14 protein-coding genes are annotated in these 17,354 nt (G+C 72.6%); 7 read left to right on the forward strand and 7 right to left on the reverse strand.

Annotated elements, in window-relative coordinates:
• Window positions 1–46: 46 nt before the first annotated feature.
• The 4 genes from F6W97_RS30510 to F6W97_RS30525 form a co-directional block, all read right to left on the reverse strand.
• Window positions 47–1,795 (reverse strand): DEAD/DEAH box helicase, encoded by a 1,749-nt coding sequence (locus tag F6W97_RS30510; RefSeq protein WP_155374034.1) that lies wholly within the window; start codon window positions 1,793–1,795, stop codon window positions 47–49.
• Window positions 1,796–2,091: 296 nt separating this feature from the next.
• Window positions 2,092–2,751, reverse strand: coding sequence for a ferritin-like fold-containing protein (locus F6W97_RS30515; protein ID WP_230687112.1), 660 nt, complete (start codon window positions 2,749–2,751; stop codon window positions 2,092–2,094).
• 109 nt (window positions 2,752–2,860) lie between these two features.
• Window positions 2,861–3,088 (reverse strand): DUF3107 domain-containing protein, encoded by a 228-nt coding sequence (locus F6W97_RS30520; protein ID WP_120317219.1) that lies wholly within the window; start codon window positions 3,086–3,088, stop codon window positions 2,861–2,863.
• A 71-nt stretch (window positions 3,089–3,159) separates the two neighbouring features.
• Window positions 3,160–3,813 (reverse strand): TetR/AcrR family transcriptional regulator, encoded by a 654-nt coding sequence (locus F6W97_RS30525; protein ID WP_155374035.1) that lies wholly within the window; start codon window positions 3,811–3,813, stop codon window positions 3,160–3,162.
• A gap of 297 nt (window positions 3,814–4,110) precedes the next feature.
• Here F6W97_RS30525 and F6W97_RS30530 point away from each other — a divergent pair, with 297 nt between their 5' ends.
• The 5 genes from F6W97_RS30530 to F6W97_RS30550 all read left to right on the forward strand — a co-directional run bounded on the left by F6W97_RS30530 (window position 4,111) and on the right by F6W97_RS30550 (window position 11,039).
• On the forward strand, window positions 4,111–6,645 hold the full coding sequence (locus F6W97_RS30530) for a hypothetical protein (protein WP_155374036.1): 2,535 nt from the start codon (window positions 4,111–4,113) through the stop codon (window positions 6,643–6,645).
• Between the two features lie 83 nt (window positions 6,646–6,728).
• Window positions 6,729–7,580, forward strand: coding sequence for a DUF3152 domain-containing protein (locus F6W97_RS30535; protein ID WP_230687113.1), 852 nt, complete (start codon window positions 6,729–6,731; stop codon window positions 7,578–7,580).
• Window positions 7,580–8,467: a DUF3152 domain-containing protein gene (locus F6W97_RS30540; RefSeq protein WP_155374037.1), complete on the forward strand. Its 888-nt coding sequence runs from the start codon at window positions 7,580–7,582 to the stop codon at window positions 8,465–8,467. Before F6W97_RS30535 ends, F6W97_RS30540 begins: the two co-directional genes overlap by 1 nt.
• 175 nt (window positions 8,468–8,642) lie before the next feature.
• Window positions 8,643–9,824, forward strand: coding sequence for an adenylyltransferase/sulfurtransferase MoeZ (gene moeZ, locus F6W97_RS30545; protein ID WP_155374038.1), 1,182 nt, complete (start codon window positions 8,643–8,645; stop codon window positions 9,822–9,824).
• Between the two features lie 354 nt (window positions 9,825–10,178).
• On the forward strand, window positions 10,179–11,039 hold the full coding sequence (locus F6W97_RS30550; RefSeq protein WP_155374039.1) for a prenyltransferase/squalene oxidase repeat-containing protein: 861 nt from the start codon (window positions 10,179–10,181) through the stop codon (window positions 11,037–11,039).
• A 228-nt stretch (window positions 11,040–11,267) separates the two neighbouring features.
• Here F6W97_RS30550 and F6W97_RS30555 read toward each other — a convergent pair whose 3' ends face one another.
• Entirely contained in the window at window positions 11,268–12,512 is a 1,245-nt protein-coding gene (locus tag F6W97_RS30555; protein ID WP_155374040.1) for a glutamate-5-semialdehyde dehydrogenase, read from the reverse strand.
• A gap of 149 nt (window positions 12,513–12,661) precedes the next feature.
• Complete coding sequence (gene proB / locus F6W97_RS30560; RefSeq protein WP_155374041.1) at window positions 12,662–13,777, reverse strand: glutamate 5-kinase; 1,116 nt, start codon at window positions 13,775–13,777, stop codon at window positions 12,662–12,664.
• A 151-nt stretch (window positions 13,778–13,928) separates the two neighbouring features.
• On the opposite strand from proB, the gene F6W97_RS30565 reads away from it, so the two are divergent.
• A complete protein-coding gene (locus tag F6W97_RS30565) occupies window positions 13,929–14,222 on the forward strand; it encodes an MGMT family protein (protein WP_155374042.1) in 294 nt (97 codons plus the stop codon).
• Window positions 14,223–14,512: 290 nt separating this feature from the next.
• Here the strand turns inward: F6W97_RS30565 and F6W97_RS30570 are convergent, their stop codons facing one another.
• Window positions 14,513–15,847, reverse strand: a complete 1,335-nt coding sequence (locus tag F6W97_RS30570; protein WP_330164995.1) for a gamma-glutamyltransferase — start codon at window positions 15,845–15,847, stop codon at window positions 14,513–14,515.
• Window positions 15,848–15,944: 97 nt separating this feature from the next.
• Between F6W97_RS30570 and F6W97_RS30575 the strand changes: the two genes are divergently transcribed.
• A complete protein-coding gene (locus F6W97_RS30575; protein ID WP_155374044.1) occupies window positions 15,945–17,330 on the forward strand; it encodes an MFS transporter in 1,386 nt (461 codons plus the stop codon).
• The last annotated feature ends 24 nt before the right edge of the window (window positions 17,331–17,354 follow it).

Here is a 17,354-nt window from a genome sequence, read left to right on the forward strand (position 1 = left end):
CCTACGCTGTTTCTACAGCGTGGGGGCGTCCCTTTTGACGTGAACGTCAGCTCTCGACCGAGGTCTCCAGCGCGCCTTCGGCCGGTCCGCCCGAGCCGGAGCGGCGACGGCGGCGGCGCGAACGCGAGCGCGAAGCGCCTGCCTCGCCCGCGGCGGGCTCCGCCGGGCCGTCCGGGCCGTCCGGGGGAGCGGCGAACAGCGGTGCAAGCCCGCCCTCGTGCGTCACCGACGCGGCGACGGCGGTCCCGGTCCCGGCACCCCTGCCGCGGCGACGGCGGCGGCCACGGGCGGCCTCGCCCTCGGCATCGGTGTCGGTGCCGGCGGGCGTGTCCTGCGGGCCGGCCTCGGCCACAGGCGCGGCCTCGTCGTCGCCGTCCAGACGACGGCGGCGGCGCGGCGCGCGCTCGCGCGGCGGGGCGGCCTGCTCGGCCGCCGGGCCGCGCTTGCCGCGTTCGCCGCGGTCGCGGCTGCCGCGGGAACGGCCGCCCAGATCCTCCTCGACCTCGGCGGACAGGCCGGCCCGAGAGCGCTGGGCGCTGGGCAGCGTGCCGCTGATGTCGGTGGGGATGTCCAGGTCGGTGTAGACCCAGGGCGAGGTGTGGTACGTCTCCGGCGGGCCGTCCGGGCCGGTCAGCTCCAGGCCGAGCGTCTTGTCGACGATCCGCCAGCGGGGCATGTCCTCCCAGTCGACGAAGGTCACCGCGACACCGGTGGCCCCGGCGCGGCCGGTGCGGCCGATGCGGTGCACGTAGGTCTCCGCGTCGTCCGGGCAGTCGTAGTTGATGACGTGCGTGACGCCGGAGACGTCGAGGCCGCGGGCGGCCACGTCGGTGGCGACGAGCACGTCGACCTTGCCGGCCCGGAACGCGCGCAGGGCCCGCTCACGGGCGCCCTGGCCCAGGTCGCCGTGGACCGCGGCCGCCGCGAAACCGCGGAAGTCGAGGTCCTCGCTGACCCGGTCGGCGTTGCGCTTGGTCCGGGTGAAGATCATGGTGAGGCCGCGGCCCTGCGCCTGCAGGATGCGGGCCAGCAGCTCCAGCTTATTCAGCTGGTGCGTGCGGTACACGACCTGCTTGGTCTGCGGGCTGACACCCGGCTCGGTGGTGTGCCCGGCGTGCACCGTCACCGGCGTGCGCAGGAACTTGCGCGACAGGGTGACGATGGGGTCCGGCATGGTCGCCGAGAACAGCATGGTCTGCCGGTCGGTCGGCAGCATCTTGAGGATCTTCTCGACGTCGTCGAGGAAGCCCAGGTCGAGCATGCGGTCGGCCTCGTCGAGCACGAGCGCCTTGACCTGGTCGAGCTTGAGGTGCTTCTGCTTGCACAGGTCGAGCAGGCGGCCGGGCGTGCTGACCACGATCTCGACACCGGCCTTGAGCGCCTCCACCTGCGGCTCGTACGCGACGCCGCCGTACAGCGCCAGGACCCGCACGCCGCGGGACTTGCCGGCCCCGGCGAGGTCCTTGGCCACCTGCAGGCCCAGCTCACGGGTCGGCACGACGACGAGGGACTGCGGCTGGCCGCTGGACTCGCCCTCGCCCGGGGCGATCGCGTGGTCGATCAGCGGGATACCGAAGCCGAAGGTCTTGCCGGTGCCGGTGGGCGCCTGGCCGATCATGTCGCCGCCGCGCAGCGCGATCGGCAGCGCGTACTCCTGGATGGCGAAGGCGCGCTCGATGCCCATCGCGGCGAGTGCGGCCACGGTCTCCGGGCGCACGCCGAGCTCGGAGAACTTCGGCGCGAGGGTGACGATCTTGGGAGTGGCCTCGGTGGTGCTTTCGATGTTTTCGGTCATCAGGTTCTGGGGTGCCCTCTCAGTGATCCGCGTACGGCGGACCCTGCGGGCTGCCCAGCGGATGTCGGTACGCCCGGTTCATCGAAGGGCGTATATGTAGTCTCGAGCGCGGGGCGCGGCGATGAAGGATGTGGATCCCATCGCGCGGCGCGATCGTTGGGGACCGCGGCGCCGCACACGCGACGACATGGGCATCGGGCCCATGTCAACTCAGCCATCGTACGGCCCGGTGGCCGTCTGGTCACCTGGTGTGTGTCGAATTCCCGGTTCTTAGTGGGATTTCCCACGCAAAACGGTCAATTGTTGAGGCCGACCGCCGTCATCCGGGCGGTGTGTGCGGTCGTCAGCCGCCGGAACAGCACATCGACGGACCCGCCGTCGCCCACGCCCGCCAGCACCAGCGCCGCCAGCGGGGTGCGCTCCTGTGCCACCAGTTGCGCCTGTGACAGGGCCTCGCCGGTGAGCCGCCGCGCCCACATCGACAGCCGGTTGGCGACCTTCGGGTCGGCCGCGATCGCCGCGCGGATCTCGCCGGCCGCGAAGTCCGCGTAACTGTCGTCGTGCAGCACGTCCAGCACCAGCGCCCGGTCGGTGTCGGCCAGCACGCCCGCGGGCAGCACCTGCGCCACCTCGCGGAAGAAGTCGTCGGAGATGCCCTCGCCGACGTAGGCCTTGGTCAGCGCCTCCAGCCAGTCGCCCGGCTCGGTGTTGTCGTGGTACGCGCGCAGCGCCGTCACGAACGGCAGCATCGCCTGCTCGGGGTCCGCGCCCAGCGCGGTGAGCCGGTTGGCCAGCCGCCGGTAGTTGGCCATCTCCCACGCCGCCATCTCGGCCAGCCGGGCCTGCCGGCCGAGGTCCGGGGCGAGCCGGGAATCGGCTGCCATGCGGTCGAAGGCCAGCAGCTCGCCGTAGGCGAGCATGCCCAGTAGATCGATCACTCCGGCGTCAGCGGACACGCCCGCAGACTACCGGCCCGACACACCCTCGGCATCCGCCGGAAACGGCGGAACGGCACGGCGCAGGTTGCGCCGTGCCGTTCACCTGCAGTTATGTGCTGCGGCCGCGTCAGCGGGCCGAGAAGCCGACACTCCGCGTCGACGCCTCGGCGATCTCCACATATGCCAGCTTGTCCAGCGGGACGATGACCCGCCGGCCCTTCTCGTCTACCAGCGTCAGCAGCTGGGCCTTCGACGCAAGCGCGTCGGCGACCATCTGCTCGACCTCAGCGGGCGTCTGCGTGCTGTCCACCACCAACTCGCGGGGGGCGAACTGCACACCGATCTTGACCTCCACACAACCTCCTCGGCTCGTCAGCGAGATTACCCCGCTGTCGCGTCCGGACGGCGCGCAAGCGCGCAACCGTGTCAGTGATCAGTTCCGCTGAGCGGGAAGCTGCTGATGCCGCGCCAGGAGAGAGTGGTGATGAGCTGTTCGGCCTCGTCCTGTGCGATGACCCGGCCGCCGGCCAGCCACCAGCGGGCCGAGACCTGCGCCGCGCCGCACAGGCCGGCCGCCAGCACCTCGGCGCGGGCCCGGCTGACGCCGGTGTCGGACATGATGGTCTCGGTGATGGCCTCGACGGACAGGCGCTCCATCCGGTCCACCCGCTCCGCGACCGCCGGGTCGTTGCGCAGGTCGGACTCGAACACCAGTCGGTAGGCCTCGCTCTCGTGCGAGACGAAGTCGAAGTAGGCCCGCATCGCGCCGCGGACCCGCTCCTTGTTGTCCGGGGTCGCCGCCATGGCGGAGCGGATGCGCTCGGCGAACGCGTCGCAGTGCGTGTCGAGAAGTGCCAGGTAGAGCTCGAGTTTGCCGGGGAAGTGCTGGTAGAGCACCGGCTTCGACACGCCCGCCCGTTCGGCGATGTCATCCATCGCTGCGGAGTGGTAACCCTGGGCGACGAAGACGTCCTGAGCAGCGGCGAGCAGCTGCTTGCGTCGTGCCGACCGGGGCAGCCGGGTCGGCCGGCCCGTGGCTGGCAAGCCGGTCGGGTTGGCGCCACTGGTGGCCGCGGTCATCGAATCTCCCTCACCCTGCAGACGTATCCTTTGACGGATCTTGCAAACTGGCCCGTCGTTGCAACTTATCGTCATTCGCCGTTCACGGTAGCCTCAGCGTGGGCGACGGAGGAGCGCACGGTGGACGTAACAGGGCAGACCGGAAACACAGCGGGAGCTGACGACCCCGCCAACGGGTCAGCCGGCGGAGTCGGACACCCGACGGCTAACGGGCATAAGCCCGCGAGCTGGGCGGATTCCGACCGTTCGGATGCATGGTCGAGTGCGGGCGCAGCGTTGGAGCCCGGATTCGAACCGTTGACGCCGTGGCACGCCACGGTAGCCGACCGCCGGGGGATAGACGCGCTCACGGGCGCCGACCCGGTCACCACCACGCTGGTACGCACGTCGGACACCGCCCCGTCCACGCGCAACGGCCACCACCGCCCCTTCGAGCGTCCCCTGCCGGAACTCTCCTCCCCCGGCGAGGACCCGTATGCCGACGAGTTCGCCCAGACCTCGGCCGAGTTCGCCCGCCACGCCGCGTTCGACGAGCCCACCCCGGTCAACGGCTCGCCGGTGCTCGGCAACGACGACACCGGCCGCATCCCCGTGTTCACGCCGTACCACCCCGGCCCCGTGGCCGCGGTCGCGCCACCGGAGGTGATCCCGATCCCGGTCATGCCGCCGCTGCCCGCCGGGGCCAATCCCGCGCTGACCATGCCCACCGGCGGTTATCCGGTGCCGCCGCCGGGCCTGCGGCCCTCGCTGCCCGCCGAGCTCTCGGGTCCGGTGCCCGCCGCGCCGCCCGCGGACGCCCCCCTGGCCGCGATGGCCGAGGCCGCCACCCGTGCCGTGCCGCCCGGCGCGCCCGCTGCCCCCGAGCGGCGCTCGCCCGGCGCGGACGCCCTCGACGACGGCATCGAGGACCTCGACGACATCGACGACGAGGCGAGGCAGGACGAGGCGGAGCGGATGTCGCTCGGCGCGCGCTTCGGCATGGCCTTCCCCGAGTCGCCGCCGCCGGGACGATCGGCTGCCAACGGCCGGCCCGGCGTGCCGTCGCAGGAACCTGGCCGCGCCGATGCTGCGGAGACCGGTCCCGCGGACCGGTGGAAACCGGGGCAGAACGTGGCGCGCTCCGGCGACGCCGCCGAACGGAGCCGGACGGGCGAGTTCCCGGTGCTGCCGGATCCGGCCGCCGCGGCCGCCGCACGGCTCGACGCGGCCCGCGAGGGCTACGCCGCCGCCCAGCTCGGCATGGCCCGCCAGGCAGCCCGCGCCGCGCAGCTCGGCACGTCCCGCGAGGACCACATCGGCGCGCTGGCCGCGACCGGACCGGGCTCCTCGGCGCTGCGCGACGCCGCGGCGATCCGCGACGCAGGCGCTCCGCGCGACGATGCCGGCGCGGGCCGCGACCACGCCGACATCCACGGCGCCGGCAATGCTCGTGCTGTGGGCGCCGGCACCAGCCGGGGCGAGCGAGGCGGTGTGCCGCAGGCCGCGGGCGCCCCGGGCCAGGATCATGGCCGCCCCGGAGAACGGGAACGCGACGACAACGCCCCGCCGGCCGCCGGCCCTCCGGGCCAGCCGTCCTTCGTCTCGCAGCCGCGGCCCTACCTGCCGCCCTCACCGCAGCCGCACATCCCGCAGCCCGCGGGCGCGGTTTCGCCGCCGCACCAGCCGCCGGCCGCGCAGCCTGCCGCCGCGGCGGCCCAGCTGCCTCCGTCCCAGCAGCCGACCGTGCCCGACGCCCGCCGCGCCGAGCCCGAACCGGCAGGGGATCCGGGCGGCGCGGAGCACCTGCCGCAGCGGGTTCCCGCGGTGCCCGACGTGCCGCCCGCCATCCACCCGGTCGTCGAGGCGGAGCCGGTCGTCGCGGCGACGCCGCAGCTCGACCGCATAGCCTCCCACCTGCGTCGCAGTGACGACGTGGGCACCGACGAGCGGCCCGACGGGTTCGACGTCGACGCGGTGCTGCGCGCCGTGCGCGGCGTCGCCGGGGTACGCGACGCGGCCCTGCGGACCACCGCCACCGGTGCCCACCACCTGCGGCTCGACCTCGCCGAGGGGGCCGACCCCGCGGCGATCAGCCGGATGGTCGCCCGCATGCTGCAGGAGCAGATGGGCATCGACGCCGCACCGGCCGGTCCGCTGGTCCCCAAGCCCGCGCCCGCCTCAGACGCCGCGCCGCCGACGGCCACGCTGCCCGCACCCCGCTCGGGTGCGGGGGCGGCCCCGCCGCCGGGGCTGACCGGGCTGCACCCGGATCCGCTGTCGGACCAGTCGCCGCGCGAGCCGCGCCGCCGCCATCCGGTGAGCGTGCCCCGCCGGGCGCCCGGCGAGTTGCGCGACCGGGTCGCCGCGCTGCGTTCGGGGCCGGTGAACAGCGAGCCGGAGCTGCCCGCCACGGCCTCGCCGCCGCCACTGCCGAACGACCGCGACCAGGGCCCCCGCGCGATCATCGAGCACGTGCAGACCAGCACGTTCGGCCTGGACGCGACGGTGGAGGTGCGCCTGAACACCGGCGACCGGCAGGCCGTCGGGGTGGCCAGCGGGCCGGCCGTCGACGCGTACGTGCTGCGCCTGTGCGCCGCCGCGACCGCGGTGGCCATCGACGACCTGCTGCGCGAGGGCACCACGACCGGGGAGTCCGGCCGGTGTTTCGTGGAGCAGGCGACCATCGTCCCGATGGGCAGCTGTGAGGTCGCCGTGGTGGTGGTGCTGCTGGTCTGCGGTGGTTGGGTCGAGCAGCTCGCCGGGTCGGCGCTGGTCTCCGGGGACCCCCGCCGGGCGGTGGTCCGAGCCACGCTCAGCGCGGTGAACAGGCGGCTAGCGGCGCTGTTGCCGTAGGGATGTGGCAGGCTGTGTCGATGCGCACCGCCCTTGCACCGCCCCCGAGGACCGAACGGGAAGCTCCTTCCCGGTCCTCGCGAGTGGAGTCCGGGAGGCTCGCCAGGGCCCGTGCCCGGCAGCGCCGCCGCCGCGCGACGGCGGTGTGCGTGCTGCTCGGCGCGGCCCTGCTGGTGGGCGTGGACCTGCTGCGCGGCGCGCCCGATCCCGGGCCCACCCGGCAGGTGGCGTCGACGCCCGCCGTGACCGAGAACCCTGAGCCGACCGCCGAGCCGTCGCCGTCGGCCGCGCAGCCCTCGCCGAGCGCGCAGCCCGAGACGGTCTACCAGATGGACGGCGAGTTCCCCCCGTCCGGCCCGGGGACCTGGACGTACGCGAAGAGCCAGGGCAAGGTGCTGGGCACCGCGGGCAGCATCAAACGGTTCCGGGTCGCGGTGGAGAAGAACGTCGCCGACACCGAGATCGACGTGTTCACCGACCTGGTGGACGAGACGCTGGGCGATGCGCGCAGCTGGATCGCGGGTAAGCAGTACCGGCTGCAGCGAGTGCCGACCGGTTCGTCGTACCAGTTCACGATCTATCTGGCGACCGGGGAGACGACCCGCAAGCTGTGCGGCGCGGGCGGCATGGACACCCGGCTCGACGGCGTGTCGTACACCTCGTGCCGCCTGCCCGGGCGGGTCGTCATCAACCTCAACCGCTGGCGGTTGTCGGTGCCCGACTACGTCAACGGCAAGATCGACCTGTACTCCTACCGGCAGTACGTGATCAACCACGAGGTAGGCCACGAACTCGGCCGCTTCCACGAGGGCTGCCCGGGCAAGGGCAAGCCCGCCCCGGTGATGCAGCAGCAGACGTACGGCCTCAAGGGCTGCACCGCCAACGCCTGGCCGTACATCGACGGCAAGCGCTACACCGGGCCTCCGGTGGCCTGATGAACGACGAACTTGAGCTCTTCGAGCAGCCGGCGGCGGACCCGCGCCGGCCGGCGGACGAGGCGACCGGATTCCGGGCCCGCCGCCGCGCCGTGATCCAGGCCCGGCGCCGCCGGAACGGCTTCATCCTCGCCGGTGTGCTCGGCCTCATCGTGGTGCTGACCGGGATCGATCTCGCCCGCGGCGACGACGGCCTGCTGTTCGGCGGGTCCGCCGCACCGGTCGCCGGATCACCCGATCCCGCGGGTTCGGGCAGCCCGTCCGCGGAGCCCGCCGCGTCGGGGCAGCCCCGCGAGGAGAGCACGCCGGTGCCGTCCGGCAGCGGTACGTTCGGCTACGCGACGGGCACCGGCAAGGTGCTGGGGACCGCGGGCACCGTACGCAAGTTCCGGGTGGCCGTGGAGAAGGGCGCCGACACCGACGTCAAGGCGTTCGCGACCGACGTCGAGCGGATCCTCGCCGACCCGCGCGGCTGGACCGGCGGCGGCAAGCACCGCTTCCAGCGGGTGGCGGAGAAGGCCGCCAACGAGTTCACCGTGTACCTGGCCTCGGCCGGCACCACGCAGAAGCTCTGCGCCGCGGGCGGCCTGCACACCGAGGGCTTCACCTCCTGCCGGCTGCCCGGACAGCTCATCCTCAACCTCGATCGCTGGCTGAACGCGGTCCCCGGCTACGGCGCACCGCTGCCCGACTACCAGGCCTTCGCGCTCAACCACGAACTCGGCCACCAGCTCGGCTACGGCCACGAGGCCTGCCCCGCCCCCGGCCAACCCGCCCCCGTCATGCAGCAACAGTCCACCGGCCTCAAAACCTGCACCCCCAACCCCTGGCCCCACCCCGCCGCCCCCACCGACCCCGCCCTCTACCGCGGCCCGGCCATCCCCTGACCGGGCGTCGGGCCTCCGGCCCGAGCCGTTGATCATGAACTTATGGCACGGTTCGGCGGCGTGTCGCGGGAATAAGTTCATGATCAAAAGAAGGCTGATCAGGGCGTGATGCAACTCGCATCCCAGCGGGTTGGAGATCATGGCATTCCCTACCGCGGCGCGCGAGAATGTGCCTATGTCGTTGCCGCCACTTGTGGAGCCTGCCGAGTCGCTCTCGGTGGACGAGATCCGCCGCTACAGCCGCCACCTGATCATCCCCGACGTCGGGGTCGAGGGTCAGAAGCGGCTCAAGAACGCCAAGGTGCTGTGCGTCGGCGCCGGAGGGCTCGGTTCGCCCGCGCTGATGTACCTGGCTGCGGCCGGCGTCGGCACGCTGGGCATCGTCGAGTTCGACACCGTCGACGAGTCGAACCTGCAGCGCCAGATCATTCACGGCCAGTCGGACATCGGCCGGCCCAAGGCGGAGTCCGCCGCCAACAGCGTTCGGGAGATCAACCCGTACGTCAACGTGGTCATCCACAACACCGCGATCGACCGCGACAACGTCTTCGAGATCTTCGGGCAGTACGACCTGATCGTCGACGGCACCGACAACTTCGCCACCCGTTACCTGGTGAACGACGCTGCGGTGCTGCTCGGCAAGCCGTACGTCTGGGGCTCGATCTACCGCTTCGACGGGCAGGCCAGCGTGTTCTGGGCCGAGCACGGCCCCTGCTACCGCTGCCTCTACCCGGAGCCGCCGCCGCCCGGCATGGTCCCGTCGTGCGCCGAGGGCGGCGTGCTGGGCGTGCTGTGCGCCAGCATCGGCTCGATCCAGGTGACCGAGGCGATCAAGCTGCTGGCGGGCATCGGCGAGCCGCTGGTCGGGTCGCTGATGGTGTACGACGCGCTGGAGATGTCGTACCGCAAGATCCGCGTGCGCAAGGACCCGTCCTGCGTGCTGTGCGGCGAGAACCCGAGCATCACCGAGCTGGTCGAGGACTACGAGGCCTTCTGCGGCGCGGTCTCCGTCGAGGCGCAGGAGGCGGTCGTCGACTCGACCATCACCGCCCGCGAGCTCAAGGAGATGCAGGACGCCGACAAGGACTTCCTGCTCGTCGACGTGCGCGAGCCGGCCGAGTTCGAGATCGTCCGCATCCCGGGCAGCGTGCTGATCCCCAAGGGCGAGATCCTGTCCGGCGAGGCGCTGGCCAAGCTGCCGCAGGACAAGCAGATCGTGCTGCACTGCAAGTCGGGCGTACGGTCCGCCGAGGCGCTCGCCGCGCTGAAGGCGGCGGGGTTCAAGGACGCGGTCCACGTCCAGGGCGGCGTGCTCGCCTGGGTCAAGACCGTCGATCCGTCCCTGCCCAGCTACTGAGGTTCACCCCGCTACTGAGGTTCACCCCGCTACTGAGGTTCACCCCGCTACTGAGTTCACCCCGGACCACCCGGTCCGCACGGCGGAGGCCGGCGACAGCATCTGTCGCCGGCCTCCGCCGTCTCCGGACCCGGGCGGTGTGGCTGTCGGGTTTCCGGCTGTGACTTCGATCACCGTCCATGCGTGAGGTTCGTCTCGCGGTCCGCGCCCGGATGCGGAAAACGCCGCCGTACGGCGGTTTTGTAGGCCGTCACGGAGGCCTGAAACGGCTGTTTCCGAATTTATTTCACCCGCCAGTGCTGTTGACCTTGGCCGACCTGATGAGGCCGGAGGGTCACCGGGCACGTACCCTCGATGACCGTGGTGGATCTCGACGCGGCTATCGGTTTCGTGGTGAAGAAGGGCGACCCGGTCGACCGGGCACGCCTGTCGTACCTGCGTACCGGCGTTACGCCGGCCGAGGAGATCCTCGCGGCGGCCGAGGCAGGACAGGCGGACGGCGGCGGCTGGTTCGCCACCCAGCGGGGCAAGATCCCTTCCGTCGACGTGACCTGCTTCCGGCTCGCCCAGCTCGACGACCTCGGCGCGCTCGGACGTCCCGGCGTCAAGCGGGCGTTCGACTGGCTGGCCGGTCGCCAGGCCGCCGACGGCAGCTGGCAGGAGGCCAAGGAGCTGGCCGTCGACGCCCCCGAGTGGGCGCAGCCCGGCGACCCCGAGGCGACGCTCTACCTGACCGCGAACGCCACGTTCTGGCTCACCGTGATGGGGCTCGACGTGCGCTCGTCGCTGCCGTACGGCGACCCGACGCCGATCCCGTACGCAGATGCGGCCCTGCGCGGCGCGGAGTTCATCAAGAACAGCCTCAACTCGGACGGCACCTGGCCGTCGTACCTGGTCACCGGCTGGCTGGGCGCGGCGGTGATGTACCGGCAGGACATGTTCTACGAGGCCGCGCGTATGCAGGCGGTGCTGGGCGAGCGCCTGCCCGCGATGGCCCCGGCCGACGCCGCCGCGATGGCGGCCACGATGCGCCGGGTCGGCGTGTCGGCCGACGACTGGACGATGATCGCCGCGAAGCGCCGCCTGGCGGAGACCCAGCGCACCGACGGCGGCTGGGAGTCCGAGGACGGCGAGACCTTCGACGTCCACCTGACCCTCAACGTCATCCGGGCGCTGTACGAGGTCACCCCACCCGGCCAGTCCAGCCTCCTCTGACCCACCCACCCCCGGGGCCTTGCCGCCCGCCCGCCCGCCGGCCTGCGGCCTGCCACCCACTTGCGACAACTCTTAAAAACTTGCGGCCTCAGAAGCGTTCTGAGGCCGCAAGTTTTTAAGAGTTGTGCCGCGTGGCACCGCAGGCGTCGCGTGCCGGGCCGGGTCGGGTCGGGTCGGGTCGGGGGCGGGAGGTGGGGCGGGAGGTGGCGCGGGTCGGGTGGGCTGGGGTCAGGTGCGGATCTGGCCGTCGCCGGTGATGACGTACTTGGTGCTGGTCAGTTCCGGCAGGCCCATCGGGCCGCGGGCGTGCAGCTTCTGGGTGGAGATGCCGATCTCCGCGCCGAAGCCGAGCTCGCCGCCGTCGACGAACCGGGTCGACGCGTTCACCAGCACCGCCGCCGCGTCGACCTGCGCCGTGAACCGGTTCGCGGCCGGCAGCGAGGACGTGATGATCGCCTCGGAGTGGCCGGAGCCGTAGCGCCGGATGTGCGCGACCGCCTCGTCCAGCGACGGCACCACCCGCGCGGACAGCTCCAGGGCCAGGTACTCGGTGCCCCAGTCGTCCTCGGTCGCCGCCACGACGTCAGCGGAGTACGCGGCGATCTCCGGCGAGCCGTGCACGGTCACGCGGTGTTCGCGCAGCGCGGCCAGGGCGGCGGGCAGGAACGCGTCCGCGACGGCCGCGTGCACCAGCAGCGACTCGGCCGAGTTGCACACCGACGGCCGCTGCACCTTCGCGTTGAGCAGGATGGTCAGCGCCATGTCCAGGTCGGCGGACTCGTCGACGTAGATGTGGCAGTTGCCGACGCCGGTCTCGATCACGGGGACCGAGGACTCCTCGACCACGGTGCGGATCAGTGACGCGCCGCCGCGCGGGATCAGCACGTCGACCAGGCCGCGCGCCCGCATCAGCTCCTTGACGGTGTCCCGGGTGGTCGAGTCGACCAGCTGGACCGCGTCGGCGGGCAGCCCGGCCGCGACGAGCGCGTCGCGCAGCACGTCGACGATCGCCGCGTTGGAGCGGGCCGCCGAGCCGGAGCCGCGCAGCAGCACCGCGTTGCCCGACTTCAGGGTCAGGCCCGCCGCGTCGGCGGTGACGTTCGGGCGGGCCTCGTAGATGATGCCGACCACGCCGAACGGCACCCGCAGCTGGCGCACCTGCAGGCCGTTGGGCAGGGTGCCGCCGCGTACCACCTCGCCGACCGGGTCCGGCAGGCCCGCGATCTGGCGCAGGCCGTCGGCCATCCCGGCCAGCCGCGACTCGTTGAGCGCGAGCCGGTCCACGGTCGACTCCGGCGTGCCCTGCTCGCGCGCCGCGGCCACGTCCAGACCGTTGGCTTCCAAGATCTCGGGGGTACGCGCGGCGAGCGCGTCGGCCATCGCCGCCAGCCCGGCGTCCTTGGCCCTGCGCGAGGCCGTGGCCAGCACCTGTGCCGCCTCGCGGGCTCGCGCCGCCTGCTCGATGACGCTCATGTCGTTTCCAGCCTTCCTTGGTGCTCGGGCTCGTCGCCACATCGCCGCAGCTCACCCTGCGAGCTGCGTTAAGAAGGTGCCCCTCCGCCACGCATAGCGTGCTGCAATTCTGCTCGCCTCGCTGACGCGAGCCGACGAAGGCGCCTTCCCTACAGCAGGACGAGGTCGTCGCGGTGGATTACTTCGCGTTCGTAGGCGGGGCCGAAAGTGGCGGCCAGTTCGCCGGTGGAGCGGCCGAGTAGGCCGGGCAGTTCGAGGGCGTCGTAGTTGACCAGGCCGCGGGCCACCGCGTGGCCGGTGACGTCGATCAGGTCGACGGGGTCGCCGGCCGTGAAAGCGCCGTCGACGCGGGTGATGCCGGCCGGGAGCAGGGAGGCGCGGCGGTCGACGACGGCGGTGACCGCGCCCGGGTCCAGGTGCAGGCGGCCGCGGGCCGTGGTGGCGTGGGCGAGCCAGTGCAGGCGGGCGGTCGCGCGTACCCCCGCGGCGTGGAAGAGCGTGCCCACCGCCTCGCCGGACAGGGCCGCGGCGGCCAGGGGCGCCGCGGTCAGCACCACCGGGATGCCCGCGTCGGTCGCGATGCGGGCCGCCTCGACCTTGGTGACCATGCCGCCGGTGCCCACCCCGGCGCTGCCGACGCCGCCCACCGACACCTCGGCGAGCTGTGCGAAGTCGGTGACCTCGTCGACCTTCCGGGAGCCGGGCTGCGACGGGTGGCCGGTGTAGAGCGCGTCGACGTCCGACAGCAGCACCAGCAGGTCGGCCTGGACGAGGGCGGCCACCAGCGCGGCCAGCCGGTCGTTGTCGCCGAAGCGGATCTCCTCGGTGGCCACGGTGTCGTTCTCGTTGATGATCGGCACGGCCTGCATGTCGAGCAGTTTGCGCAGCGTGCGGTGGGCGTTGCGGTAGTGCGCACGCCGGGTCACGTCATCGACGGTCAGCAGCACCTGCCCGACGGTCCGCCCGTGCCGCCCGAACTCCTCGGTGTACGCGTGCATCAGCCGCCCCTGGCCCACACTGGCCGCCGCCTGCTGCGTGGCCAGATCCCGCGGTCGCCGCGACAACCCGAGCGGAGCCAGCCCCGCCGCGATCGCCCCCGACGACACCAGCACGACCTCCCGCCGCCGCGCCTGGTCGTCCACGCTGCACAGCGCCCCGACCAGGGCCGCCAAGCGCCCCGGATCCAACCCACCGGCGGCAGTCGTCAACGACGACGACCCCACCTTCACCACCACCCGCCGAGCCCGGGTGACTACTGCACGCATCCGCCCATTCTGCCGCCCCCACCTCCCCCCACCCCGCACCGATCCCACCTGCTGGCGCGTCCCCCGGCACCCTCCCGCGTTGATCATGAACTTATGGCACGGGTCGGCGGCGTGTCGTGTGCACAACTTCCTGATCAATTAGCCTTCGGCCATGACCCCCGAGGAGTACGCCGAAGCGGTGCTGCGGATGGTCGAGGCGATCCCGCCCGGCCGGGTGATGACCTACGGCGCGATCGCCGACGCGCTCGCGGACGAGTCGGGCCGCAACTCGGCCCGCCGCGTCGGCACGATCATGGCGAAACACGGCGGCGGGGTGCCCTGGCACCGCGTGGTCGGCGCCGGTGGCCGCCTTCCTCCCGGTCACGAGAACGAGGCCCGCCGTCGCCTCACCGCCGAAGGCGTCCCCTTCCGCGGCGACCGCGTCGCCCCCACCGCCATCAACTAGCGGCCGTCTCGCCCCACCCTGCCGACCGGGGCACCCCCGCCGACCGGGCCGCCCCCGCTGACCAGGCCGCACGCGCTGACCGGGCCGCCCGCACCGGCGGCGGCCGATCGCACATGCGCCTCAAGATCGCCCGACTTGCCAGGCGCCTGTGCGTATCTTGACCCCGCTTACCCGCGATTGCCTGGCAAGTCGAAGGATCAACACCGCCGCCCGCCGGGCCGCGATCATGATCATGAAGTTGTGGCCACGACACGCCGTCGAGCCGTGCCATAAGTTCATGATCAACCCGCCTACAGGAGGAGGCGGGCGGCGCCGCCGCGGCGGGGGTCGCCGGAGGCGCCGGCGGTGCCGATGGCGGAGACGCCGCCGAAGTAGTGGTTGCGGTCTGGCCAGCGGTTGACGGTGTAGCCGGATTCGGCCAGGGCCATCTCCTCGGGGACGGGGAAGTGCGGTTCCACGTGGACCACGTCGTCGACGGGATGCAGGCGCGGGGCGGCTACGGCGGCGGTGGTGTCCTCACCGTCGATCAGGACGCCGACCAGCGTGCGCAGCAGGGCGGAGCGGATCCGGGACGCTCCGGCGGAGCCGATGGCCAGGCGGAGCGCGCCGTCGGCGTCGAGCACCACGAGCGGGCACATCATCGAGGCCAGGCGCTCGCCGGGGGCGAGTTCGCCGGAGTACAGCTCGCCCTCGCCGAGCATCGAGTTGAGGTGCACGCCCAGGCCGGGTAGCCAGACGCCGGAGCCGAGGCCGAGCGTGGTGGTGATGACGCAGGCGTTGCCGGCGCTGTCGACGGCCGTGACGTTGGTGGTGTCGCCGAGCCGGTCGTCGGGGCCGCGTACGTCGAGCGCGTCGGCCAGCACCACGGCGCGTTCCGGGTGGGGCATGGCGGCCAGGTCCGGGGGCAGCGCGCGCAGCGTCTGCACGGTGCGGTTGAGGTCGGCGCGGCCGTGCACGAGACTCCCGGCCAGCTCGGCGGTGGTCACCGCCCGTTCGAGCACCTGGTATGCGGACAGGTCGAGCGGCCCGAGCGCCCCGCCGTCGGCGCGCACCGACTCGACGACGGCCGCGCCGAGCTTGCCGGTGTAGCAGGTGGCGGGGCCGTCGTCGGCGAGGATGTCCAGCGCGTCGGCGAGCCCGGCGTGGAACAGCCGGTCGCCGCCCTGCAGCAGCCGGCCGCCGGGCGCGTACGCCGGGCCGCCCTGGCCGGGCAGCATGGCCTCGATGAGCGAGGGCAGGGTGACCGCGTGCGCGAAGGGCATGGCGACGCCGGCGCGGGCGAGCCCGGCGGCGGGCGCGACGACGTCGGCCCAGGGCAGGGCGCCCCAACGCGAGTGAATCTCGCCACACCCCGCGGGCAGGCCGGGGACCGCGACGGAGGCCCCGCCGATCTCGTACGGCAGCGGCACCTCGCCGAACCGCACGGCGATCGGCGTCATCGGCTCCGCCTTGCGATCACCGTCCAGGCCGGGCATCGCAACGAAGAAGTCAAGGCAGGTGACCTGGCCAGACGAAGATTCGTAGTAAGTGGCGTACCCGCCGCCGCCCAGTCCCGTGAAGATCGTCTCAGCGACGCAGGCGGCCAGCGTCGCGGCGACCGCCGCGTCGGCCGCCGTTCCGCCCATCCGCAGTACCCGAAGGCCTACATCAGCGGTGGCCGGATGGCCCGCTGCCACACCGGCAGGTACCAGCATTCACTCGCCTCCCGTACGATCCGCGCTCATGACATCCAGTGTGGAGGTGATGGAGGCTCCGGACGAAGCGCTTCCCACTCGAGTGCGAGTGGGATATTCGCTCGGCTCCCTGGTGACCGGTGCTTTCGGCACCGTCCCTGGCCTGTTGCTGCTGCCGTACCTGACCGACACCCTGGGTGTCGCCGCGGGCCTGGCGGGCCTGCTGGTGCTGCTACCCAAAGCCTGGGACGTCATGCTCAACCCGGTGGTCGGCCGCATCTCGGACCGCACCCAGACCCGCTGGGGCGCCCGCCGCCCCTACCTGCTCTTCGCCGGCCTGGCCATGGCCGTGCTGTTCGCGCTGCTGTTCGCCGCCCCATTCGGCGACGGCGGCCAGGCGGGCCTGTACGTCGCGGTGATGTTCCTGCTCACGGCCACCGCGTTCGCCTTCTTCCAGGTGCCCTACGTGGCCATGCCCGCCGAGATGACCGGCTCCTACTCCGAGCGCACCCGGCTGATGACCTGGCGGGTGGCGCTGCTGGCCACCTCGATCCTGGTCTCCGGCGCGATGGCCCCGATCATCCGCGACGCGATGGGCGGCGGCCTGCCCGGCTACCGCTGGATGGCGCTGTTCGTCGCCACGATCATGGTGGGCGGCACGCTGATCGTGTTCGTGAGCACCCGCTCCGCCCCGACCGGCACCATCACCGCCAGCGAGCCGTCGCTGCGCGCCCAGCTCAAGGTGGTCGCCGCGAACCGGCCGTTCCGGGTGCTGGTGGCCTGCTTCGTGGCGCAGTCGACCGGGGTGGCCTGCATGCTCGGCGGTGTCGAGTACTTCGCCAAGCACGTGCTCGGCGACGCGGGCACCACCACCGCCCTGTTCGTGGTCGTGGTCAGCCCGGCGCTGTTCGTGATGCCGGTGTGGCGCCGCGTCGGCGAGCGCCTCGGCAAGCTCAAGGGCTACGTGGTCGCCTCGATCACGCTCACCGTGGCGACGCTCGCGCTGTCGGCGGCCCCGCTGCTGCCGCACTGGACGATCTACTCGATCATCGCGCTGATGGGCTTCGGCTATGCCGGCCAGCAGCTGTTCGGCCTGTCCATGCTGCCCGACTGCATCGCGTACGACACCGCCCGCACCGGCAAGCGGCAGGCCGGCGTGTTCACCGGGGTGTGGACCGCGGGGGAGACCCTGGGTCTGGCGCTCGGGCCGTTCATCTTCGGCGTGGTGCTCCAGCTCTTCGGCTACATCTCCACCACCGCAGGTGAGACGGTCGCGCAGAGCGATCTGGCGAAGACGGGAGTACTGCTCGGGTTCACTGTGGTGCCGGGTCTTATCGTGGGCATCGCGCTGGTGCTGCTGCGCGGGTACGACCTCGGTGGCGACCCGGCCGTCACGAGCGGCGAACCGCTGCCCGAGGCAGCTCCGGCCAGGTAGCTCCACGTCTTGCGTACAGGACCT

The sequence above is a fragment of the Catellatospora vulcania genome (genome assembly GCF_009720385.1).
In the GTDB taxonomy this organism is placed as follows: domain Bacteria; phylum Actinomycetota; class Actinomycetes; order Mycobacteriales; family Micromonosporaceae; genus Catellatospora; species Catellatospora vulcania.

Coding starts and splice junctions, on each gene's coding strand:
- F6W97_RS30550 (WP_155374039.1), top strand. CDS start 10,179: ATGACCGTGGTGGATCTCGACGCGGCTATCGGTTTCGTGGTGAAGAAG.
- F6W97_RS30575 (WP_155374044.1), top strand. CDS start 15,945: ATGACATCCAGTGTGGAGGTGATGGAGGCTCCGGACGAAGCGCTTCCC.
- F6W97_RS30540 (WP_155374037.1), top strand. CDS start 7,580: ATGAACGACGAACTTGAGCTCTTCGAGCAGCCGGCGGCGGACCCGCGC.
- F6W97_RS30555 (WP_155374040.1), bottom strand. CDS start 12,512: ATGAGCGTCATCGAGCAGGCGGCGCGAGCCCGCGAGGCGGCACAGGTG.
- F6W97_RS30525 (WP_155374035.1), bottom strand. CDS start 3,813: ATGACCGCGGCCACCAGTGGCGCCAACCCGACCGGCTTGCCAGCCACG.
- proB (WP_155374041.1), bottom strand. CDS start 13,777: ATGCGTGCAGTAGTCACCCGGGCTCGGCGGGTGGTGGTGAAGGTGGGG.
- F6W97_RS30570 (WP_330164995.1), bottom strand. CDS start 15,847: ATGGGCGGAACGGCGGCCGACGCGGCGGTCGCCGCGACGCTGGCCGCC.
- F6W97_RS30510 (WP_155374034.1), bottom strand. CDS start 1,795: ATGACCGAAAACATCGAAAGCACCACCGAGGCCACTCCCAAGATCGTC.
- F6W97_RS30565 (WP_155374042.1), top strand. CDS start 13,929: ATGACCCCCGAGGAGTACGCCGAAGCGGTGCTGCGGATGGTCGAGGCG.
- moeZ (WP_155374038.1), top strand. CDS start 8,643: ATGTCGTTGCCGCCACTTGTGGAGCCTGCCGAGTCGCTCTCGGTGGAC.